This window comes from Pseudomonas sp. SWI44 (genome assembly GCF_002947915.1).
GTDB lineage: Bacteria > Pseudomonadota > Gammaproteobacteria > Pseudomonadales > Pseudomonadaceae > Aquipseudomonas > Aquipseudomonas taiwanensis.
In genome coordinates this window covers 4,193,184-4,213,618 of the sequence record NZ_CP026674.1, presented here as the reverse complement: position 1 = coordinate 4,213,618, position 20,435 = coordinate 4,193,184, and the positions used below count along the sequence as shown (strand labels likewise).

21 protein-coding genes are annotated in these 20,435 nt (G+C 62.2%); all 21 read right to left on the bottom strand.

Annotation, left to right across the window (positions count from 1 at the left end; translation table 11 throughout):
• Positions 1 to 7: 7 nt before the first annotated feature.
• The 21 genes from fliP to fliD all read right to left on the bottom strand — a co-directional run bounded on the left by fliP (position 8) and on the right by fliD (position 20,389).
• A complete protein-coding gene (gene fliP, locus C4Q26_RS19830; RefSeq protein WP_023381516.1) occupies positions 8 to 775 on the bottom strand; it encodes a flagellar type III secretion system pore protein FliP in 768 nt (255 codons plus the stop codon).
• A complete protein-coding gene (gene fliO / locus C4Q26_RS19825) occupies positions 775 to 1,215 on the bottom strand; it encodes a flagellar biosynthetic protein FliO (RefSeq protein WP_104884059.1) in 441 nt (146 codons plus the stop codon). Before fliO ends, fliP begins: the two co-directional genes overlap by 1 nt.
• A gap of 12 nt (positions 1,216 to 1,227) precedes the next feature.
• Positions 1,228 to 1,692: a flagellar motor switch protein FliN gene (gene fliN, locus C4Q26_RS19820; RefSeq protein WP_023381518.1), complete on the bottom strand. Its 465-nt coding sequence runs from the start codon at positions 1,690 to 1,692 to the stop codon at positions 1,228 to 1,230.
• Positions 1,693 to 1,739: 47 nt separating this feature from the next.
• Positions 1,740 to 2,708: a flagellar motor switch protein FliM gene (gene fliM / locus C4Q26_RS19815; protein WP_023381519.1), complete on the bottom strand. Its 969-nt coding sequence runs from the start codon at positions 2,706 to 2,708 to the stop codon at positions 1,740 to 1,742.
• A 9-nt stretch (positions 2,709 to 2,717) separates the two neighbouring features.
• Positions 2,718 to 3,215 carry a flagellar basal body-associated protein FliL gene (gene fliL, locus C4Q26_RS19810; RefSeq protein WP_023381520.1) on the bottom strand — a complete coding sequence of 166 codons (498 nt, stop codon included), beginning with the start codon at positions 3,213 to 3,215 and terminating at the stop codon, positions 2,718 to 2,720.
• 298 nt (positions 3,216 to 3,513) lie between these two features.
• The gene (locus tag C4Q26_RS19805; RefSeq protein WP_023381521.1) at positions 3,514 to 4,845 is read right to left on the bottom strand and encodes a flagellar hook-length control protein FliK; all 1,332 of its coding nucleotides are present in this window, start codon (positions 4,843 to 4,845) and stop codon (positions 3,514 to 3,516) included.
• A gap of 72 nt (positions 4,846 to 4,917) precedes the next feature.
• Complete coding sequence (locus C4Q26_RS19800; protein WP_027908243.1) at positions 4,918 to 5,265, bottom strand: Hpt domain-containing protein; 348 nt, start codon at positions 5,263 to 5,265, stop codon at positions 4,918 to 4,920.
• 60 nt (positions 5,266 to 5,325) lie between these two features.
• Entirely contained in the window at positions 5,326 to 7,017 is a 1,692-nt protein-coding gene (locus tag C4Q26_RS19795) for a fused response regulator/phosphatase (protein ID WP_023381523.1), read from the bottom strand.
• A gap of 8 nt (positions 7,018 to 7,025) precedes the next feature.
• Positions 7,026 to 7,331: an STAS domain-containing protein gene (locus C4Q26_RS19790; protein WP_104881402.1), complete on the bottom strand. Its 306-nt coding sequence runs from the start codon at positions 7,329 to 7,331 to the stop codon at positions 7,026 to 7,028.
• A 132-nt stretch (positions 7,332 to 7,463) separates the two neighbouring features.
• Positions 7,464 to 7,916 (bottom strand): flagellar export protein FliJ, encoded by a 453-nt coding sequence (fliJ, locus tag C4Q26_RS19785; RefSeq protein WP_023381525.1) that lies wholly within the window; start codon positions 7,914 to 7,916, stop codon positions 7,464 to 7,466.
• A 6-nt stretch (positions 7,917 to 7,922) separates the two neighbouring features.
• Positions 7,923 to 9,281 (bottom strand): flagellar protein export ATPase FliI, encoded by a 1,359-nt coding sequence (gene fliI, locus C4Q26_RS19780; protein ID WP_023381526.1) that lies wholly within the window; start codon positions 9,279 to 9,281, stop codon positions 7,923 to 7,925.
• The gene (gene fliH / locus C4Q26_RS19775) at positions 9,271 to 10,032 is read right to left on the bottom strand and encodes a flagellar assembly protein FliH (RefSeq protein ID WP_023381527.1); all 762 of its coding nucleotides are present in this window, start codon (positions 10,030 to 10,032) and stop codon (positions 9,271 to 9,273) included. Before fliH ends, fliI begins: the two co-directional genes overlap by 11 nt.
• A gap of 161 nt (positions 10,033 to 10,193) precedes the next feature.
• Complete coding sequence (fliG, locus tag C4Q26_RS19770; RefSeq protein ID WP_023381528.1) at positions 10,194 to 11,213, bottom strand: flagellar motor switch protein FliG; 1,020 nt, start codon at positions 11,211 to 11,213, stop codon at positions 10,194 to 10,196.
• Positions 11,206 to 12,984: a flagellar basal-body MS-ring/collar protein FliF gene (gene fliF / locus C4Q26_RS19765; RefSeq protein WP_027908240.1), complete on the bottom strand. Its 1,779-nt coding sequence runs from the start codon at positions 12,982 to 12,984 to the stop codon at positions 11,206 to 11,208. Before fliF ends, fliG begins: the two co-directional genes overlap by 8 nt.
• Before the next feature lie 16 nt (positions 12,985 to 13,000).
• Positions 13,001 to 13,333 (bottom strand): flagellar hook-basal body complex protein FliE, encoded by a 333-nt coding sequence (gene fliE, locus C4Q26_RS19760; RefSeq protein WP_023381530.1) that lies wholly within the window; start codon positions 13,331 to 13,333, stop codon positions 13,001 to 13,003.
• A 107-nt stretch (positions 13,334 to 13,440) separates the two neighbouring features.
• Positions 13,441 to 14,817, bottom strand: a complete 1,377-nt coding sequence (locus tag C4Q26_RS19755; protein ID WP_023381531.1) for a sigma-54 dependent transcriptional regulator — start codon at positions 14,815 to 14,817, stop codon at positions 13,441 to 13,443.
• Entirely contained in the window at positions 14,817 to 16,034 is a 1,218-nt protein-coding gene (locus tag C4Q26_RS19750; protein ID WP_104883418.1) for a PAS domain-containing sensor histidine kinase, read from the bottom strand. The genes C4Q26_RS19755 and C4Q26_RS19750 overlap by 1 nt, the downstream gene beginning before the upstream one ends.
• Positions 16,035 to 16,425: 391 nt before the next feature.
• The gene (gene fleQ / locus C4Q26_RS19745; RefSeq protein ID WP_023381533.1) at positions 16,426 to 17,901 is read right to left on the bottom strand and encodes a transcriptional regulator FleQ; all 1,476 of its coding nucleotides are present in this window, start codon (positions 17,899 to 17,901) and stop codon (positions 16,426 to 16,428) included.
• A gap of 166 nt (positions 17,902 to 18,067) precedes the next feature.
• Positions 18,068 to 18,364: a hypothetical protein gene (locus tag C4Q26_RS19740; protein WP_023381534.1), complete on the bottom strand. Its 297-nt coding sequence runs from the start codon at positions 18,362 to 18,364 to the stop codon at positions 18,068 to 18,070.
• Between the two features lie 13 nt (positions 18,365 to 18,377).
• Positions 18,378 to 18,773, bottom strand: coding sequence for a flagellar export chaperone FliS (gene fliS, locus C4Q26_RS19735; RefSeq protein WP_027908237.1), 396 nt, complete (start codon positions 18,771 to 18,773; stop codon positions 18,378 to 18,380).
• A 200-nt stretch (positions 18,774 to 18,973) separates the two neighbouring features.
• Complete coding sequence (gene fliD, locus C4Q26_RS19730; RefSeq protein WP_104883417.1) at positions 18,974 to 20,389, bottom strand: flagellar filament capping protein FliD; 1,416 nt, start codon at positions 20,387 to 20,389, stop codon at positions 18,974 to 18,976.
• Positions 20,390 to 20,435: the final 46 nt, after the last annotated feature.

Below are 20,435 nucleotides of genomic sequence, written 5' to 3'. Positions count from 1 at the left end.
GACAGCGTCAGACGCCGCCGAAACTGCCGGCCAGTGTGCCCATGATCAGCGCCCAGCCGTCGACCAGCACGAACAGCATGATCTTGAACGGCAACGAAATGATCAGCGGCGACAGCATCATCATACCCATGGCCATCAGCACGCTGGCGACCACCATGTCGATGATCAGGAACGGGATGAAGATCATGAAGCCGATCTGGAACGCGGTCTTGAGCTCGGAGGTGACGAAGGCTGGCACCAAAATGGTCAGCGGCACCTGGTCGGGGCCTGCGATGTCGGTCCGCTTGGACAGGCGCATGAACAGGTCCAGGTCGCTCTGCCGGGTCTGTGCCAGCATGAAGTCCTTGAGCGGCCCCTGGGCCTTGTCGATGGCCTGCTGAGCAGTCATCTGCTCGGCCAGGTAAGGCTGCAGGGCATCCTTGTTCACCCGGTCGAACACGGGCGCCATGATGAACAGGGTCAAGAACAGCGCCATGCCCGTCAGCACCTGGTTGGACGGCGTCTGCTGCAGGCCCAGGGCCTGGCGCAAGATGGAGAAGACGATGATGATCCGGGTGAAGCTGGTCATCAGGATGACGAACGCTGGAATGAAGCTCAGCGCCGTCATGATCAGCAGGATCTGCAGGCTGACCGAATACTCCTGCTGCCCGTCAGGGGTGTTGGACAGGGTGATGGCCGGAATCGACAGCGGGTCGGCTGCCACGGCCAATGGCGCAGCCAGCAGCAGCGCCACTGGCAACAGAATGCTCAACAGTAAGCGCAGTGCGCCGGTCATCACTTCTTGTCCTTCTGATCCTTGCCCATCAGCTCCAGAAGGCGCTGGGCAAACTCGGGTGCCGCCGCACGTGCGTCAGCGGGCACATCCACAGGTTCGGCCATGACATGCAAGGTTTCGATGCTGCCGGGGCTGTGGCCGATCAGCACCTGTTCCTTGCCAATCTGCACCAACAACAGCCGGTCACGCGGACCGATGGAACGACTGCCGACGATCTCGATCACCTGCCCGCCCTTGGGCGCAGCGCCCTGCAGGCGTCGCAGCAGCCAGGCCAGAAAGAAGATCAGGCCAACCACCAGCAACAGGCCGAATACCATCTGTGCCAGTTGACCACCCAGGCTACCGGGCGCGGCAGCCGCTGGCGATACAGGGGTCGGCGTTGCCGCGGCAATCGCCACCTCGCTGGCGAGCAAGGTGGCCAGGGCCATGACAGCCCGCATCATGCCCTTCACTCAGCGCAGCTTCTTGATACGTTCGCTGGGGCTGATCACGTCGGTCAGGCGAATGCCGAACTTCTCGTTGACCACGACCACCTCGCCATGGGCGATCAGCGTGCCATTGACCAGCACGTCGAGCGGCTCACCGGCCAGGCGGTCGAGTTCGATCACAGACCCCTGGTTGAGCTGCAGCAGGTTGCGGATGTTGATTTCGGTGCTGCCCACTTCCATCGAAATGCTCACCGGAATATCCAGGATCACATCCAGGTTCGGGCCGTCCAGGCTGACGTTCTCCTTGGGTTTGGGCGAGCTGGCGAACTCCTCCATCGGCAGGCGACCGGCGCCACCGTTGCCGCTGTCGCCGCCGAGCAAGGCGTCGATGTCGGCCTGACCGGCGTCGCCGGACTGCTCCAGGGCAGCAGCCCACTCATCGGCCAGGGCCTGATCTTCTGGGGAGGTGATCTCGTTTTCGTTAGCCATGATGTCCTCGACAGGCATTCAATTCGTGGAGAGCGACCGACGCGCCTTCAGCGGCGCTCGATCGGGTCGATGATCTGCAGTGCCAGGTTGCCTTTGTGCGAGCCCAAGCGGGCCTTGAACGACGGCACGCCGTTGGCACGCAGCACCAGGTGTTCAGGCAGTTCCACCGGAATGACGTCACCGGGCTGCATGTGCAGCACATCGCGCAACTTCAACTGGCGACGGGCAACCGTGGCGCTCAATGGCACGGACACATCAAGCACGTCTTCGCGCAAGGCCTTGACCCAGCGCTCGTCCTGGTCGTCCAGATCGGATTGGAAACCGGCGTCGAGCATCTCGCGCACCGGCTCGATCATCGAATAAGGCATGGTCACGTGCAAATCGCCGCCGCCACCGTCCAGTTCGATATGGAAGGTCGACACCACCACCGCCTCGCTCGGGCCGACGATGTTGGCCATGGCCGGGTTGACCTCCGAGTTGATGTACTCGAAGTTGACCGGCATGATCGCCTGCCAGGCTTCCTTGAGGTCGACGAAGCACTGGTCCAGCACCATGCGGACCACGCGCAGCTCGGTCGGCGTGAATTCACGGCCCTCGATCTTGGCGTGACGACCGTCACCACCGAAGAAGTTGTCCACCAGCTTGAATACCAGCTTGGCGTCGAGAATGAACAACGAAGTGCCACGCAACGGCTTGATCTTCACCAGGTTCAGGCTGGTAGGCACGTACAGCGAATGCACGTACTCGCCGAACTTCATCACCTGCACGCCACCGACGGCCACGTCAGCCGAGCGGCGCAGCAGGTTGAACATGCTGATGCGGGTGTAGCGGGCAAAGCGCTCGTTGATCATTTCCAGGGTCGGCATGCGACCACGGACGATCCGATCCTGGCTGGTCAGATCGTAGCTCTTGATGCTGCCGGGCTCGGCAGCGCTCTCGGTCTGTACCAGCCCATCGTCGACGCCATGCAACAGGGCGTCGATTTCATCCTGGGACAGCAGGTCCTGTACGGCCATTGCGGACTCCTACTGCAATACGAAATTGGTGAACAGCAACTGGTCGACGACCGGTTTGCCGACTTCCTTCTGGGCAACTTCCTGCACCACCGCGGTGGCTTTCTGGCGCAGCATCTCCTGCCCCACGGGGCTGCCGGCCAACGTGTCGAAGCCCTGTCCGGAGAACATCATCACCAGGTTGTTGCGGATCACCGGCATGTGCACCTTCAGTGCATCCAGGTCTGCCTGGTTGCGACCTTGCATGGTGATGCTCACCTGCATGTAGCGCTGGCGGCCGTTCTGGTTGAAGTTGACGACAAAGGCAGGGGCCAGTGGCTCGTAGATCGCGGCAGGCTTGATGTTGCTCGCGGTCGGCTCGGCGGCCGGTGCGGGTTCGCTCTTGTGCATGATGAACCAGGTGGCACCTACAGACAGGCCAACCGCCAGCAGCAAGGCCAGCACCAGCAGCAAGATCAACTTGAGTTTGCCTTTAGAGGCGGGGTCTTTCACTGCGTCGCTCTTCGCCATGCCAATAATCCGTCGTCCATCAGGGTTTCAAATGAGGATGACGTGGCTTGAGCAAGTGTTATGCCAGATTTGACATAGCGGGCATGACGGATGCCAGACGGGGGATAGAGATCGAGCGCCGCCCGCGCGGCGCATCGCCAGCAAGGCTCGCCCCTACGTTTGTTTCGGACCCATGATTCCTGTGGGATGTGCGCGCGACCGCTTTGGTACTCGGCGCGATAACGCGTGCGTCTGCAGGAGCGAGCCTTGCTCACGATGCGCCGCGCGGGCGGCGCTCGACCTCACCCCACCACAACCCTCAGGCGTAGTAGTCGACCGCACTGTCGCCGATGACAACCTGCTGCTCAACCGGGCGTGAAGCCTCGGCAATCTCACCTTGCTCAGCGCCACCCTGGCCACGCCGCGCCGCGACCCCGGACAACTGCGACCCCTGCTGCTGAGCCTGCTGTTGCTGCTGCCCACGCGACTGGTCGGCCACGTTCACATCCGGTTGCGCCAGCCCCTGCTGGGCGAACAGCTCGCGCAAACGGTGCACCTGACTGTCCAATGCATCACGCACGCCGGCATGGCCACTGATGAAGGTCACCTGGGTCGACTGGTCCGCCGCCACATTGACGCGAATGTCCAAGCGCCCCAGCTCAGCAGGTTCCAGCTGGATATCCGCCGACTTGAGATTCTGGCTGGACAGGTACATGACCCGGTTCACCAAACCTTCGGTCCAGGCGCTCTGGTGCATGGCCAGCGGCTGGTGCAGCGGGCTGCTGGTCACCGGCACCGCATTGGCGGTCTTGGCCGTGGCGGCCTGGGTCAGGTTGGCCAGGCGGTTGGCAAAATCGTCCACACGGGTATCACTGCTGGCGCCCTTGGTGTCTTTCAACCCGTCTTCGAGCAGTGCACTGAATGCCTTCTCACCGGTTTCCGACTGCCCGCTGTCAGCCTCCGGCTTCTCGACCATGTTCGCCAAGGTATTGACGGCCACCTGACCATCATCACTCTGCGCCTGAGACGCATCGGCAGCCGGGGCGGCATGTGCCGACACCGTGCCTTTGGCCTGCGCGCTCTGCTCAAGGGCCAGGCGCAGGGTCGGCAAGTTGGCCAGCGGGTCGACCTCTGGATCGAACGCTTGCATCTCTGGTTCTTCCGGCAATGGGCTGACCAGCTGCGGTTTGACAGGCTGCGCCGCAGCCTGCAGCACCGGTGCCACCGCTTCTGCCTGGGCCTGGATCAGTTGCGCGCCTGGCTGTGCGTCGGTGACCTGGCCAGCGACCAGGCTCGCGTCCAGCACGCTCAAATCATTGACTGGCGCAGCATTCGCCTCGGCATCGACATTAGCACCGGCCTGGCTTTGATCGTCCGCTGGCAATTTATTGCCGCCATCGGCAACACCTGGCTTGTCGGCAGTTTCTTTCTTGCCGTCCTGGGTCGCCTCAGGCTTGTCCTTCGGCTTGGCTGCCGCAGCCTTGTCATCTCGGGCAGGCACGGTGTCACGGCCCTGCTTGGCCATCACCTGGTCAAAGCCGCCGCCCTGCCCGCCCGCCGCCTGCGGCGACTTGTCGACCACCGAGCCGACCCCGCGCGACGGCTTGCCCACGGCGTTGGCTTGCAACAAAGGATTGGATGCGACAGGCATCGAGAGGTCTCCGCGCCGAATACAAAAAAAACGTCTGGGCAAAGACAGGCAAAACTCGCGCCAAGTCGCAATTCAACCGGCGGAAACGCGCGCGCGCTCACCACGATAGAAGCGTTGAACCTCCAGGTATTCCTGGTCGATTCGATTGATCAGGTCTTCGATGCCATACAACGGCTGCTGCCTGACCCGCTCTTCCAGCTCATGGCACAAGCTCGCCAGGCCGACCGCGCCCATGTTGCTGCTACTGCCCTTGAAGCTGTGAGCTGCAATACCGAGCTCATGGGCATTCTTGGCCTCGTGCAGCTGGCTCAACCGTCGTTCGGAGTCTTCCAGGAAAGTCTCCAGCAATTGCAGGTAGCCATCTTCCATGACCTCCTGCAAATCGCTGAGCACCTTGAAGTCAATATGCATGTCAGTCACTTGTTCACTCCTTGATCAAGCTGGATTATGCCTGAGCCGTCCCACGACCCACCATTGGGCTTACCAGTCGAAGCAGACCCGCGCGCAACGCCCACCCTCGATCCATTGGGCACTGTCACCCAGCCGCTGCACCAGCCCCAGGCCGCGACCGCTGAGCCCCTGCTCCTGGGGCGTGCGGGACAACACCTGGCAAACATCGAAGCCCGCGCCAGTGTCACGCACTTCAATGGTCAGACGCCCGCCACGCTCCAGCGGTTCAACCCGCAGGTCGATCCGCACATGGCCTTCGACCAACGAAGCCAATCGCCGGGCGCGTTCCTGATAATAGTTGGCAAAACCCTGAACATCACGTTTGAGCCGCGAATCCAGGCCCAGCACACCATGTTCCAGGGCATTCGAATACAGCTCACTGAGCACGCTGTGCAAACGACCGGTACTGGGCCGAAGGCCATGGATCTCTTGCAGCAATTGGACCAGGTATGGCACCGGATTGAACCGCTTGAGGCTTTCACCCCGCAGCTCGAACCCCAACGACCAGTCCAAAGGACTGGAACGCCCGCTGTCAGAGTACAACGTCGGCGCAGGCACCTTCTCGCCTGGGGCGAACATGCGGATGTCGCACAGACTGATGTCATCCCTGGGCCGTCCGCCAAAGCGTTTGAGCGCCTGCATGACCTCTTCGAACAGCAGGCTGGGGTCACGGTTGTCGGCCAGCACCTGACGCAGGCGCTGCACACCGAACAGACGCTCTTGGTCATCGGCCGTATCGACCACGCCATCGGAGAGCAGCAACAAGCGCTCGCCCGGCGCTAGCGGAAGCACTTCGGTACTGTCGTCGAAACGCTCTGGAGCCAGAATGCCGAGCGGCAGGTGACGCGAGCTGAGCACCGATAGCACCTCGCCACTGGCCGACAACCGGTAACCGTCAGGCATACCGCCGTTCCAGACTTCCACCAAACCGCGCTGCACGCTGAGACTGAGCAACAGCACGCACGCGAACATGTCCACTGGCAGGATACGCTTGAGCTTGGCGTTCATTTCGCGCAGGGTCTGCGCCAGCCCATAGCCCTTGGCGGTCATGCCATAGAACACCTCCGCCAGTGGCATGGCGCCGACGGCAGCGGGCAGGCCATGGCCGGTGAAGTCCCCCAGCAATACATGCATGTCACCGGAAGGCGTGAAGGCCGCCAGCAACAAATCGCCATTGAACAAAGCGTAGGGCGATTGCAGGTAGCGAATGTTGGAAGCGGACAGGCAGCCGGAGTGCGCCACCTTGTCGAACACCGCCTTGGCGACCCGCTGTTCGTTCAGCAGGTGATGGTGATGGCGGGCGATCTGGTCGCGCTGTTCAAGCACCGTGGCCTGCAGGCGACGCAGGCGGTCCATCGCTCGGATCTTGGCGCCGAGAATCACCGCGCTGTACGGTTTGGCCATGAAGTCGTCGCCCCCGGCCTCCAGGCAGCGCACCAAGGCATCCTCCTCACTCAACGAGGTGAGAAAGATGATCGGCACCAACGCCTCTCCCGCCAGGGCCTTGATCTGCCGCGCGGCCTCGAAGCCATCCATCACCGGCATGAGTGCATCGAGCAACACCAGTTGCGGTCGCCGCTCGATGAACAGCGCCACCGCCTGCTCTCCGTTTTCAGCGGTAAACACCTGGTGCCCCTGGCGCCGGACGATTTGCGCGAGCAGCAGACGATCGGCCGCGCCGTCCTCCGCCACCAGCACGGTCAACGCCTGATCAGTCGCCATCGCGACACTCAACTGATGTTGAACAGTTTTTCGAAATTGGAGATCGCCAGAATCTTGCGCACATCATCGCTGGCGTGCACTACTCTCACGTCCGATTCGTCGCCGCCGGCGTGGTCACGCAGCAACAGCAGCATGCCGAGCGCGGAACTGTCCAGGTAGGTAGCGTCCTTGAGATCGACGACCACCGAGTCGGGTCGACGATCCTGGCGCTCGTAAGCATCCCTGAATTCCTGATGCTTGCCGAAATCGAAGCGCCCCTTGATCTTGATCGTCAGTTTTTTTCCGTCCTGCGAAAAATCACTCTCGACTGCCATGCTAGCGATTCCTTCGATGATGGCGAATGCAACTCTTCAATGTTTAGCAGCCACTGGCAAGGGGTGCAAGGCGCCCGGTCTTTTCAGCGCCCCACGCCGGCACCGACCTGCTGGCGACAAGACCGGTACCACCTACGAATGCCCCTGCCTTGGCAGCCGCTGCGACAACTCATCCAACAGCCTCTGCTCACGCTTGTCCTCGGCCCGCCGCGCCTCGTCCATGTACCGCTGGACCAGCTTGCGCAGCCCTTCCACTCGGGCATAGGCCTGCTGCCAGGTACCACGGGCATTGTTGAGGTTGGTCTGATGCCAGTTGAGACTCTGGCGCTGCTGGGTCATGGCCGTTTCAAGCTGCCCCAGGAAGCGTTGATAGTTCACCAGCCAACTGCCGTTGACACCCTGGCCACCGCGATTGATCCACTGCGCCTGGTAGCCCTCACGGAAACTTTCGAGCTCGGCCAGCTTGGCCTGGGCCTGGGCCACTTGTTGCTGGAAGTGCCCAAGGCGCTGGGCAGCCTTGCGCTCGGCCTCTTCGGCCATTTCCACCACCGGCGCCAGGCGCGCGGCTCGGCTAGGGGAGGCCATGGTCTATCAACCGGCCGCCGGGGGCGTGAAAATCATCCCCAGCTGTTCGCGGCTCTGGGTCATGCCGACGTTTTCGTCCAGCCCCTGGCGCAGGAAATCCACCAGCTTGGGCTGCAAGGCAATGGCCAGGTCCGTCTCAGGATCACCGCCAGCCACGTAGGCGCCCACGCTTATCAGGTCGCGACTTTGCGACAGGCGCGACCACAACTGCTTGAACTTCTGCGCCTGGCGCAAATGGTTAGCATCGACCACCTGGGGCATGACCCGGCTGATGGACGCTTCGATATCGATGGCCGGGTAATGCCCCTCCTCCGCCAGGCGCCGCGATAGCACGAAGTGACCGTCCAGCACGCCGCGCGCCGAGTCGGCGATCGGATCCTGCTGGTCATCGCCTTCGGAAAGCACTGTATAGAACGCGGTGATGGAGCCACCACCCGGCTCACCGTTACCCGCCCGTTCCACTAACTTGGGCAGCTTGGCGAATACCGATGGCGGGTAGCCGCGAGTCGCCGGCGGCTCACCGATGGCCAAGGCGATTTCCCGCTGGGCCTGGGCAAAGCGAGTCAGCGAATCCATGAGCAACAGGACGTTCTTGCCCTTGTCACGGAAGTATTCGGCGATCCGGGTGCAATACATGGCGGCGCGCAACCGCATCAGGGGGGCATCGTCGGCGGGTGACGCCACCACTACCGAGCGCTTGAGGCCTTCTTCGCCCAGGATGTGCTCGATGAACTCCTTCACCTCGCGGCCCCGCTCGCCGATCAGCCCGACCACGATGATTTCGGCCTCGGTAAAGCGGGTCATCATGCCCAACAGCACCGACTTACCGACACCGGTACCGGCAAACAAGCCAAGACGCTGGCCACGGCCAACCGTGAGCAGACCGTTGATGCTGCGGATACCGACATCCAGCGGCTGGCTGATGGGGTCGCGGTTCAGCGGGTTAATCACCGGGCCATCCATCGGCACCCAGTCTTCGGCCTTCATGCCGCCCTTGCCATCGAGCGCACGACCGGCGCCGTCAAGCACCCGGCCGAGCATGCTCATGCCCATGGGCAGCCGTCCGCTGTCATCCAGCGGCACCACCCGCGCCCCCGGGGCGATACCCGCGATGCTGCCCACTGGCATCAGGAAAACCTTGTTACCGGCAAAGCCCATGACCTCGGCTTCGACCTGCACCGGGTGGTAGCTGTCGTCATTGATCACCAGGCAACGACTGCCCACGGCAGTGCGCAGGCCTTCGGCCTCCAGGGTCAGCCCCACCATTCGCAGCAGGCGGCCCTCGACCACCGGCTGGGCAGGCAGCTTGATCGCCTCGGCATAGCTGCCCATGCGCTTGCCGAAACTGGTGCGATCAAGGCGCATCGTTGTCGCCCAGCTCGATGCTGAGGTCCGGCGTCGCCGGATGCAGCGACTGGTCATGCAACTGGTCGAACAGCTGCGCTACCGCTTTCTCGATGCGAGTCTCCATGGTCGCGTCGATGCGACTGTGGGCCGTCTCGATACGACAGCCGCCCGGCAGCAGGCCCTCATCCTCCAGCAGCTTCCAGCTTTCCTCGTGACGCTCGCGCAGGGCCTTGGCCAGCTCGAAGTCCTGGGGATTGAGGTGAATACGGATGTTGTCGGCGCCCATGGGCAGCAGTTTGAGCGCCTCGCGCAGCACGTGGGTGATCTGGCTGGAGTCGGTGTGCAGCTCGCGCCCGATCACCTGCCGGGTCATGTGCGCGACCAGGTGCACCAGGCTTTTTTCGATCTGCGTGTCCTGCTCGGCAATCGGCTCGAGCAGGTTGCTCATCAACTGCTCCAGGGTCGCCAGCTTGGCCGACAAGGCTTCTTCGGCCTCCTGGCGCACCTTCAGCTGGGTGCTGTGAAAACCTTCGCGCTCGCCGGTGGCGAAACCTTCGTTGTAGGCTTCCTGGCGGATCGCTTCGAGTTCTTCGAGCGTCAGTGGCTGGACTTCTTCCAGCGGCACCTCTTCGACCTCTTCCTCGATGATTTCTGGCTCGGGTTCAGGCTCTGGCTCGGGCTGCGGATCGAAGCTGGGCAACGCCCAGACATCGACGCCCTCGAGGTCGCGGGCGCGGATCAGGTCGCTGGGGTGTTCAGTGGTGGACATGCCGTCAGATTCTCAAAAACATGTTCGGCCGATGCATTCGCTGCAGGCGCGGGTTCACCCGCGAATGCGTCGGCAAGGGCAACCTCATCGGCTGGCCTGGTGCATTCGCGGATAAACCCGCGCCACAGGGGCAGCACCAGCCAGCATGAACCGGCAACCTTTTAAATCATTTCCTCGGCGCCCTTGCCGCCAAGCACGATCTCGCCGGCTTCGGCCATACGACGGGCAATGGTGAGGATTTCCTTCTGCGCCGTTTCCACGTCGCTGACGCGCACCGGGCCCTTGGCCTCCAGGTCGTCGCGCAGCAGCTCCGACGCACGCTTGGACATGTTCTTGAAGATCTTGTCCTTGACCCGCTCGTCGGCGCCTTTGAGCGACACCACCAGCACGTCGGAGGATACCTCGCGCAACAGTGCCTGGATGCCCCGGTCGTCGACATCGGCCAGGTTGTTGAAGACGAACATCAAGTCTTCGATCTGCTCCGACAGGTCGTTGTCGATTTCGCGGATCGAGTCCATCAGTGCACCTTCCACGGAGCTGTCGAGGAAGTTCATGATGTCGGCTGCACGCTTGATACCGCCCAAGGTGGTCCGCGCGGCGTTGGAGTTGCCCGAGAACTGCTTCTCGAGGATCTGGTTCAGCTCTTTAAGCGCCGCCGGCTGCACGGTGTTGAGCGACGACACACGCAGGATGATGTCCAGACGCACCTTGTGGTCGAAGTTGCTCAGCACTTCGCCAGCCTGGTCGGGGTCGAGGTAGGCCACCACGATCGCCTGGATCTGCGGGTGCTCGTAGCGGATGACGTCGGCCACGGCTCGCGGCTCCATCCACTTGAGGCTGTCCAGGCCGCTGGTGTTGCCACCGAGCAGGATGCGGTCGATCAGGCCGTTGGCCTTGTCTTCGCCCAGCGCCTGGTTGAGCATCTTGCGGATGTAGCCATCAGAGCCAACCCCCAGGCTGGTCTGGTCGCCGACGATGTCGACGAACTCGCTCATCACCTGCTCGACCTGCTCGCGATGCACATTGCCCATCTGCGCCATGGCCACACCGACCCGCTGCACTTCCTTGGGCCCCATGTGTCGCAGGACCTGGGCGGCATCGGTTTCGCCCAGGGACAGCAGGAGAATGGCCGCTTTGTCGACGCGGCTCAGCTTGGCGGCAACGGCTCGGTTATCACTCATCGGCGTTAATCCACTCTTTCACGACCTGAGCCACACGGCCCGGATCTTCGGCCACCAGGCCCTTGATTGCGTTGAGCTGTGCCTCATACCCTTCGGAAGGGCTTGGCAACAGAATGCTGCTCGGGCCACCCAAGCTGACGCGGTCGTTGGCCAACTCGCCATCCAGACCGATCATGCCGCCCAGCTCCATGTCGCTGTCCGTGGCAGCCTGCTTGCCGCCGCCGGTAATATTGTTGAGCACCGGACGCAGCACGCCGAACACCAGCACCAGGATGAACAGTACACCCAGGACCTGCTTGACGATGTCCCAGAACCACGGCTGCTGGTAGAACGCGATGTCGGCGATCTCTTCGCCACGGTCGGCAGCGAACGGTACGTTGATCACGGTCACGCTGTCGCCACGGCTGGCGTCGAAGCCTACCGCGTCCTGCACCAGGCGGGTGAACCGCGCCAGGTCCTCGGCCCCCCAAGGGGTGCGGGTGCTCTCGCCGCTGGCGGCGTCGACCTTGACCTGGTCGTCGACCACCACGGCCACCGACAGGCGGGTCAGGCGACCTTGTTGTTGACGGGTGTGGCTGATGGAGCGGTCAAGTTCGAAGTTCTTGGTGGTCTGCTGCCGCTTGTCGGCCGGGTACGGCGCAAGCATCGGCTGGCCGGTGGCCGGGTCCATGATCTGCTGACCATTGGCATCCACCAGGGGCTGGCCCGGCTGGATGGCGCCGGCAGCGGGTGCGGCAGCGGTGGCATTCTCGGGCGCCGAGGCGCCTGCCGGCGGCTGATTGCTCAGCGCACCCGGCACACCCTGCGGGCCCTGGCTGCTGCTGCGCTGCTCGTTGACCGACTGCTCGCTGCGCAGCGCCGGTTGGTCCGGGTTGAACTGCTCGGAGGTGGACTCCACCGCGCTGAAGTCAAGGTCAGCGGACACTTCGGCCTTGTAGCGGTCGTTGCCCAGGACCGGCTGCAGGATATTGTGCACGCGCTGGGTCAGCATGCTTTCCATGCGGCGGCTGTAGTCGAACTGCTTGCCGGCCATGGTCAGGGCGGTGTCCTGCAACTGGTCGGACAGCAGGTTACCCTTCTGGTCGACCACGGTGACCTGCGACTTTTCCAGTTCCGGTACGCTAGTGGCGACCAGGTTGACGATGGCCATCACCTGACCCGCCTCCAGGGCACGGCCTGGATACAACTCGACCAGTACCGACGCACTTGGCTTGCGCTCGTCACGGACGAACACCGAGCTTTTAGGGATCGCCAGGTGCACACGCGCCGCTTTGACATTGTTCAGGCTGGAGATGGTCCGCGCCAGCTCACCTTCCAGGCCACGGCGGTAGCGAGTGGCCTCCATGAACTGGCTGGTGCCCAGGCCTTGCTCTTTGTCGAGAATCTCGAAGCCTACATTACCGTCGCTTGGCGCCACGCCGGCAGCAGCCAGTTTCAGGCGCGCACGGGAGAGGTCGTCGGCCTTGACCAGTAGCGCACCGGAGTTAGGCTCGACGTTGTAGGGAATGTCGGCAGCCGCCAGCACGTCCATGACCTGCTTGGTGTCCATGCCGGCCAGGCTGCCGTACAACGGACGATAGTCAGGCTGTTGCGACCAGAGCACCACGGCGAAGCCGATCGCCACGCTGGCTGCCAGCCCGACCAACAGGCCGACCTGACGCAGCATGGGCATCTGCGAGATGTTTTCCAGGAACGCCATGCCGAACAGCGGCGGCTTGGCCACTGGCGGGCCACTTTTGGCGGGGGCGTTATCGACGACTGCTTCGGCCATGACTTAACTTCCGTCCTTAAACTGGCATCTGCATGATGTCCTGGTACGACTGAACCAGCTTGTTACGTACCTGCGTCAGGGCCTGGAAGGACACCGAGGCTTTCTGCGAAGCAATCATCACGTCGGTCAGGTCGACGCCGCTCTTGCCGATCTCGAAGGCATTGGCCAGCTGGGTGGACGCCTGCTGGGTCTCATGCACCTTGTTGATGGCCTGGCCGAGCATGTCGGCGAAGCTGCTTTGGCCTGGCGCCAGCTCTGCGGCGACCGACGCCTTGGGCGCGGACATGGCTTCGGCCTGCATGGCACGCATGTCCAACATCAGACGATTGAATTCAACACCTTGGCTCATGGACTTCTCTCTCCGGCGGCCGCATTTTTTTGACACTGATGCAGCGGATAGCCTGGAGCTAGCAACAAGAGTGCCAGCCCGCACACCATCCTGCTAATTCGTGGTTTTCAACCGTACAGACTGGCTTCTACATCGAGCCCGGCATCCCGCATCTGCGCCAGCTTGTAGCGCAAGGTGCGTGGGCTGATCCCCAGCCGCTCGGCAGCTTCCTTGCGGCGCCCACGTTCGGCGCGCAGGGTGTCGATGATCATCTGGAATTCGTGACGACGCATGTCATCACCCAACCCAGAGCCCTCGACCGTCAAATCTTCAGATAATGGCGCAGTAATGGCACCGCCCGAAGTCGCCAAGGGTATGGCGCCAGCCAGGCAGAAATCCGCCGCCTCGATGACCCCGCCTTGCTGCAGGATCAAAGCCCGCTGCAGCGCATTGTCCAACTCTCGGACGTTGCCGGGCCAGGCATAACCCTGCAGGCAAGCCCGCGCATCGGCGGACAGCCGCACCGGCGCATGCTTCATCTTCGCCACATGGCGCGCCAGCAGACGCTCGGCCAGCGGCAGGATATCGCCACTGCGTTCGCGCAGCGGCTGCCACGCCAAGGGGAATACCGAAAGACGGTAGTAAAGGTCCTCGCGGAATCGCCCCGCCGACACTTCACCCGCCAGATCACGGTTGGTAGTGGCCAGTACCCGAATATCCAGCGTGACCGGCTTGCGCCCACCTACCCGCTCCACCTCGCGCTCTTGCAGCACGCGCAGCAACTTGGCTTGCAACCCCAGCGGCATCTCGGAAATCTCATCGAGCAGCAAGGTGCCGCCGTTGGCCTGCTCGAACTTGCCCTCCTGGGCGGCGATCGCACCGGTGAAAGCGCCTTTCTCGTGACCGAACAAGGTCGCTTCGAGCATGTTGTCCGGAATGGCCGCGCAATTGATTGCCACGAATGGCTGCGCCGCACGCAACGACTGCTGGTGAATGTAACGCGCCAGCACTTCCTTGCCGGTGCCCGACTCACCCGAGATCAACACCGTGGAGTCGCTGCGCGCAACCCGCGCCGCCAACTCCAGCAATTGCCGGCTGGCCGGCTCGCAAGCCACTGGCCCGTCTTCGTCAGCCGGCCCCACCCGCCCTGCGGCATGGCGCTCCACCAGGCTTAGCAACGCCTTGGGCTCGAACGGCTTGACCAGGTAATCGACAGCGCCCTGGCGCATCGCATCGACGGCGCGCTCCACCGCAGCATGAGCGGTCATCAGCAGCACCGGCAAATGGGGGTGATGACGGCGCAACTGCGCCAAGAGTTGGTGACCGTCCATGCCCGGCATGTTCACATCACTGACCACCAGGCTGAACGCCTCGCCGCTTGCCGCTTCGAGCGCCTCTTCGGCACTACCGACCGCGCGGTAGCCATAGCCGCCGATTTCCAGGGTGTCGCCCAGCGCCTGGCGCAACACGCGGTCATCCTCGACCAGCAGCACCTTGATCTGCATTACATGACCTCCACTGGCTGCCCATCGATCAATGGCAGCTCTACCCTGACACAGGTGCCTCGCCCCACTTTCGAACGCAGGCACACGCGCCCTTGGTGCGCACGCACGACCGCCTTTACCACCGCCAGGCCCAGCCCGGTGCCAGTGGCCTTGGTGGTCACGAACGGCTCACCCAGACGTTCGAGCACATCAGCCGCGATACCGCAGCCGGCATCACTGACACACAGGTGCAGCACCTGCTCTCGCCGATACAGGTGCACCTTGATCCGAGCCTGGCCACCACTGGCCTGCAAGGCATTTTCAAGAAGGTTGAGCAACGCGCCGACCAAGGTGTCGCGATTGCACAGCAACTCCCCCAGATGACTGTCACACTGCCAACGCACGGCATGCCCCTGGACATGCGACTGCGCCGCCTGCTGCAGCGCCTGGAACAACCCCTTGGGCGTGATGCGATCCCCCAACGGCAACTCGCCACGGGCAAACACCAGCATGTCGCGCACCTGGTGCTCCAGTTCGTGCAAGCGCTCCTTGAGATTGCTGGCGAAGCGATGCCGCGTCTGCGGCGCAAGGGTTTGGCTTTCGTCCGCCAAATGACTGGCGTAGAGCATGGCCGCCGACAACGGCGTACGAATCTGATGAGCCAGGGAAGCGACCATGCGCCCGAGGGACGACAGGCGCTCGTGACGGGCCAACTGGTCCTGCAGGCGCCGAGTTTCGGTCAGGTCATTGAGCAGTACCAACTGACCGGGCTCAGCGTCCAGCGAGCGCGTGGCGATGGACAAGCGCCGCCCATCGCGCAGGGACACCTCGTGGCCGTCATCCTTGCGCGGGGCGAAACTGCGAGCGATCACTTCGCGCCACAATTGTCCCACCAGCGGCTCACCCAACAGGTCGCACGCGGCCGGATTGGCCTCGCTCACCAGCCCCTGCCCATCGATCACGATGATCCCGCCCGGCAGCAAGTCCAGCAGATTCTGCAAACGATTGGCCAAGCGTTCCTTCTCTCCCAACTCGTCCATGCGCTGCGCACTGACGACCGCCAACTCGCCACGCAGCTCGCTGACGCGCGCCTCGAGCATGTTGTAGGACTCGTTGAGCTGAGTGGATACCTGATTGAACAGAGCGAAGGCCTGCTCAAGCCCCTGTCGACTCTCCTGTTCGACCGAGGCACCCCCTTGCGGATTCGGGGTTCGGGAAAAGTGGGCGGCCTGGGGCATCGTGCTCTCTCGCGTGGCTGACCGTCATAAAAACGGTATGGTGCCAGCGGTGTAGCAATAGCCGTGCCGGAGATGGGGGTTTGTGCAGTGTACGCCCTTGGGATTTGCGGTGCGGCGCATCACGAGCAAGACACGCACGTTGTTTCAGGCCAACTATGTCTGCGCGATAGCGAGCCCCACGAACAAGGCGGTCGCGCGCGCCTGTCACTGACGTTACTGGCCCGAAACAGACGTAGGAGCGAGCCTTGCTCGCGATGCGCCGCGCGGGCGGCGCTCGATGTTCGCCACACCGCACAGCACAAGGCTTACGCAAGGCTTACGCAAGGCTTACGCAAGGCTTACGCAAGGCTTACGCAAGGCTTACGCCAGCCTTACGCAAGCCTTACCCCAATCAATCCTCAGCCTGATCCTCGCCCCCCTGGCGACTCATGCCGTACTTGCGCATCTTCTCCACCAAGGTGGTCCGACGAATACGCAAACGTTCAGCCGCTCGCGCAACGATACCGTTGGCATCGTCCAATGCCTGCTGGATAAGCCCTTGTTCGAGGCTACCCAGGTAGTCCTTCAGATCCAGCCCTTCAGGCGGCAACATGGCATGGTTGGCGAAGTTCGGCGTATGGCCATTGATGGCGACGCGCTCTTCGAGGTCGCTGCGCAAGCTGTCGACCAACTGCTCGTCTTCATCGTCCACGTAACGGAACTTCTTCGGCAACTCCGAGACGCCAATCACCCCGTACGGATGCATGATCGCCATGCGCTCGACCAAGTTGGCCAGTTCGCGGACGTTACCCGGCCAGCCGTGACGGCACAGCGACATGATCGAGGCCGAGTTGAAGCGGATCGAGCCACGCTTTTCGTGCTCCATGCGCGAAATCAGCTCGTTCATCAGCAGCGGGATGTCTTCAACACGCTCACGCAGCGGCGCCATTTCGATGGGGAATACATTGAGTCGGTAGTACAGGTCCTCGCGGAAGGTCCCGTCCTCGATCATGGTCTCGAGGTTCTTGTGGGTTGCCGCGATGATGCGTACATCGATGCTCTGGGTCTTGTTGCTGCCAACGCGTTCGAAGGTACGTTCCTGCAGCACGCGCAGCAGCTTGACCTGCATCGGCAACGGCATGTCACCGATTTCGTCGAGGAACAACGTACCACCATTGGCGAGCTCGAAGCGCCCGGCGCGGCTGGTGATGGCCCCAGTGAAGGCGCCCTTCTCGTGGCCGAACAGCTCGCTTTCGAGCAGCTCGGCTGGGATCGCGCCGCAGTTGACCGGCACGAAAGGCGCTTCGCGACGCTTGGAGTGGTAGTGCAGGTTGCGCGCCACCACTTCCTTGCCGGTGCCGGACTCACCCAGGATCAGCACGCTGGCATCGGTGTCAGCCACCTGCTGCATCATCTGCCGCACATGCTGGATCGCCCGGCTGGTACCCACCAGGCTGCGGAACAGGTTCGGCTCACGCTGCCGACCACGCTCGCGCGCCTGGTCGTACATCTCGCGATAGACCTGGGCACGGTGCAGGGAATCGAGCAACTGACTGTAGCTTGGCGGCATTTCCAGGTTGGACAGGACTCGACGGCGCAGGTCTTCCGGGAACTCCGCGGAAGAAATTTCACCTAAAAGCAAAACAGGAAGGAACTCATCCCAACCTGCCACGGTCTTAAGGAGCCCGAGCACTCCACCAGGAGCTTTTACAGTACCGATCAGCACGCACAGTACTTCGCGACTCGACGACAATGGCTCGACCACCCGCTGCCAGTCCTGGCTGGAACATGGGAGGTTCTCTTCGCCGAGGAAGTTCAGAACCACCGCCAGATCGCGGCGGCGCTCGCTGTCGTCATCGATCAGGAGAATTTTGGTTTCACGCCACATGCAATAGCAACTTCCCTAGTCATATCGGCGCCCTTAGGCGTGCTCGAGATCATTCCGACTGAATGGTCAGTGTTCGGACGTCTGAAATTCGAAAACAGCCACTAGTAAAGTCAAAAAACAGCACGTAGTCAAATTAATGGCGCACGGCTTTTTTGCACATCTGTGGTCAACTGAACAGATGGTATACCTTGGCGGCACTTTTCGCCTGACGGATTTGCGTCATCTCGTCGACTATTGATTGACGCTCGCCACTTGCAACCTCGATTAGCTGCTGATAAACGCCCAGCAGACTTTCCAGGCTCGAACGTACCGCCGCCTCATTGCTGAGCGCCTCGGCCAGCACATCCTCGACACAAATACGGCACTCAAGGTCGAGCTCGCTGACCACATTCCAGTCACGACTGGCCAAAGCTGCCTGCAATGCATCGCGGGTTCGCTCGATACGTTCGATCACCTCGCTCATACAACCTCCCGGCTCAGGGTGCCGTCGACTGATCGCCGATCGCGTCCCAGCCTTCCTTGACCGTGGTCAGCAAGTCCCTGACCTCGTCGAGGATTGCCGGATCATTATGGATATTGGCCTCGCTCAGACGGCGAGTCATGTACAGGTACAGGTTGTCGAGGCGATTGAGGTCGTCGGTCATGTTGTCCCGATCCAGGCCTTCACGCAGCCCGCCAATGATGCCGATAGCCTTGCCGATCGCGATGCCTTTGCCGGCGATGTCCTTGCGCTGCATCGCACCACTGGCCTGAGCGATACGGTCCAGGCCGCCTTCCATCAGCATCTGCACCAGACGATGCGGGCTCGCCTCGGAGGTCTGCGCCTGGGCGCCGATCTTTTGATATTGCCGAAGGGCTAACATTGGATTCATGGGGTACCTCGTCACCACGGGGTTGCTGTATGACCGGGCTATCGGCGCGGCGTCAAAAAACTTTAGGGAGAATACAAAAAGCCCAACGAAGCGTCACGCTTCGTCGGGCTTTTGGCGTCGGCTCTACCACACCCCATCGCCTCATCAACCGGACAACTCGAAGGAAGATGCCAGGTCCTTGCCATGAAGTGCCGGGTGCGTCAGGAGTTCTTCTGCTGGGCCGACATCGCTTCGAAAATCGAAAGCACGCTGTCGCGCTGGGCGTTGAGCTGACCCACCAAGGTGTCCATGGTGTTGTACTTCTTGGTCAGCGAGGCCTCGAGATCCTTGATGCGAGCGTCGAGGGAACTCTGCTCCAGGCTCAAGCTCTTCTTGGCCGCCTCGAGCGACTTGTTGCGCTCGTCCAGCACGCCACCGGAGGCCGAGAACGGCTCCATCGCCTTGGTCATGCGGTCGAGCAGACCACCATCACCATTGAACAGGTTCTGTACCTCGCCACCGAGCTTCTGATCATTGATCGCCTTGGTGAACTTGGTGCTATCGAACTCGAGTAGGCCGGTACCCTGAACGGTGTTGATCCCCAACTGCGAGAGAACGGTCAGCTGGCCCGAGCCACCCGTACCCGGCACCACCAGCTCGTTGCGCAGGGCCGACTGCATACTGCGAATCGCCGAATCGCCCGCCAGCGCCGGAGAGGTCCAGGTACCGTCCGACCCTTTGACCGACACACTCACGGTATTGATGGTGGTGACCAAGGCGTTATAGGCGTCGACGAACGACTGTACAGACTTCTTCAGGCCATCGGTGTTCGCGGCCACGGTGATGGTCACCGGAGAAAGCGCGTCAGTCTTGGACACCAGTTCGAACGTCATGCCACTGATCGCATTGTCGACCTTGTTCGACTTGCTGGTGAGGCTCATGCCATCGATAGTGAACTGGGCATCCACTGCCAGGTTACCGATGCGGCCAGCACCACCCGCGTCGGTCATCTGCGTAGCGGGGTCGATGGTCAGCTCGGCAATGCCCGAGGTGGAAATATCCGAGCCTGCACCCATGGTGTCGGAGCTCAATACCAGACGCGAACCGGTTCCGTCATTGACGATGTTGGCAGTGAAGCCTTTCGACGTCGCCTGGGCATTGATCGCGTCACGCGCCTGCTGCAGCGTGGCGTTGGCAGGAATGGTGACATCGACATTAGTGCCGTTCTGGGTGATGGTCAGCGTACCGCCGCTGGCAGACACCACCGAGCTGCTATCGGTAAAGCGCTGACTGGCCACGCGCGATGCCGTTGCCAACTGATTGACCTGGATCGAATAGCTACCATTGACCGCCGAACTGCCAGCGGTGGCCTTGACGTTCTTGTCATTGGAGGTCGATGCCACGGAACCAAGGAACGCCGGGTTGGCACTGTCGTTGAGCTTTTCCAGCGCCGTCTTGTAGGCAGTCAGCGCGCTCTTGAGGCTGCCGACCGCCGAAATGGATGCCGTGTTCGCCGTGGTTCGACGATCGAGCTGACTCTGCTTGGGGGTTTTCTCAGCATCAACCAGGGCCTTCACAATGGACGCGGTATCGAGACCGGAACCCAGTCCCAAACTCGGTAGAATTGGACTTGCCATTACATCCTCCTTCTCTGGTTAACGCCGAAAAGCTGAGCTGCCTCGT

Excerpts from the sequence above, each read along its gene's own strand:
- fliH (WP_023381527.1), bottom strand. The coding sequence starts at position 10,032 with ATGTCCACCACTGAACACCCCAGCGACCTGATCCGCGCCCGCGACCTC.
- fliO (WP_104884059.1), bottom strand. The coding sequence starts at position 1,215 with ATGCGGGCTGTCATGGCCCTGGCCACCTTGCTCGCCAGCGAGGTGGCG.
- fleQ (WP_023381533.1), bottom strand. The coding sequence starts at position 17,901 with ATGTGGCGTGAAACCAAAATTCTCCTGATCGATGACGACAGCGAGCGC.
- C4Q26_RS19750 (WP_104883418.1), bottom strand. The coding sequence starts at position 16,034 with ATGCCCCAGGCCGCCCACTTTTCCCGAACCCCGAATCCGCAAGGGGGT.
- fliG (WP_023381528.1), bottom strand. The coding sequence starts at position 11,213 with ATGAGTGATAACCGAGCCGTTGCCGCCAAGCTGAGCCGCGTCGACAAA.
- fliM (WP_023381519.1), bottom strand. The coding sequence starts at position 2,708 with ATGGCCGTACAGGACCTGCTGTCCCAGGATGAAATCGACGCCCTGTTG.
- fliE (WP_023381530.1), bottom strand. The coding sequence starts at position 13,333 with ATGAGCCAAGGTGTTGAATTCAATCGTCTGATGTTGGACATGCGTGCC.
- C4Q26_RS19790 (WP_104881402.1), bottom strand. The coding sequence starts at position 7,331 with ATGGCAGTCGAGAGTGATTTTTCGCAGGACGGAAAAAAACTGACGATC.
- C4Q26_RS19795 (WP_023381523.1), bottom strand. The coding sequence starts at position 7,017 with ATGGCGACTGATCAGGCGTTGACCGTGCTGGTGGCGGAGGACGGCGCG.
- fliI (WP_023381526.1), bottom strand. The coding sequence starts at position 9,281 with ATGCGCCTTGATCGCACCAGTTTCGGCAAGCGCATGGGCAGCTATGCC.
- fliF (WP_027908240.1), bottom strand. The coding sequence starts at position 12,984 with ATGGCCGAAGCAGTCGTCGATAACGCCCCCGCCAAAAGTGGCCCGCCA.
- C4Q26_RS19740 (WP_023381534.1), bottom strand. The coding sequence starts at position 18,364 with ATGAGCGAGGTGATCGAACGTATCGAGCGAACCCGCGATGCATTGCAG.
- C4Q26_RS19805 (WP_023381521.1), bottom strand. The coding sequence starts at position 4,845 with ATGCCTGTCGCATCCAATCCTTTGTTGCAAGCCAACGCCGTGGGCAAG.
- fliD (WP_104883417.1), bottom strand. The coding sequence starts at position 20,389 with ATGGCAAGTCCAATTCTACCGAGTTTGGGACTGGGTTCCGGTCTCGAT.
- fliL (WP_023381520.1), bottom strand. The coding sequence starts at position 3,215 with ATGGCGAAGAGCGACGCAGTGAAAGACCCCGCCTCTAAAGGCAAACTC.
- fliN (WP_023381518.1), bottom strand. The coding sequence starts at position 1,692 with ATGGCTAACGAAAACGAGATCACCTCCCCAGAAGATCAGGCCCTGGCC.
- fliP (WP_023381516.1), bottom strand. The coding sequence starts at position 775 with ATGACCGGCGCACTGCGCTTACTGTTGAGCATTCTGTTGCCAGTGGCG.
- fliJ (WP_023381525.1), bottom strand. The coding sequence starts at position 7,916 with ATGGCCTCCCCTAGCCGAGCCGCGCGCCTGGCGCCGGTGGTGGAAATG.
- C4Q26_RS19755 (WP_023381531.1), bottom strand. The coding sequence starts at position 14,817 with ATGCAGATCAAGGTGCTGCTGGTCGAGGATGACCGCGTGTTGCGCCAG.
- fliS (WP_027908237.1), bottom strand. The coding sequence starts at position 18,773 with ATGAATCCAATGTTAGCCCTTCGGCAATATCAAAAGATCGGCGCCCAG.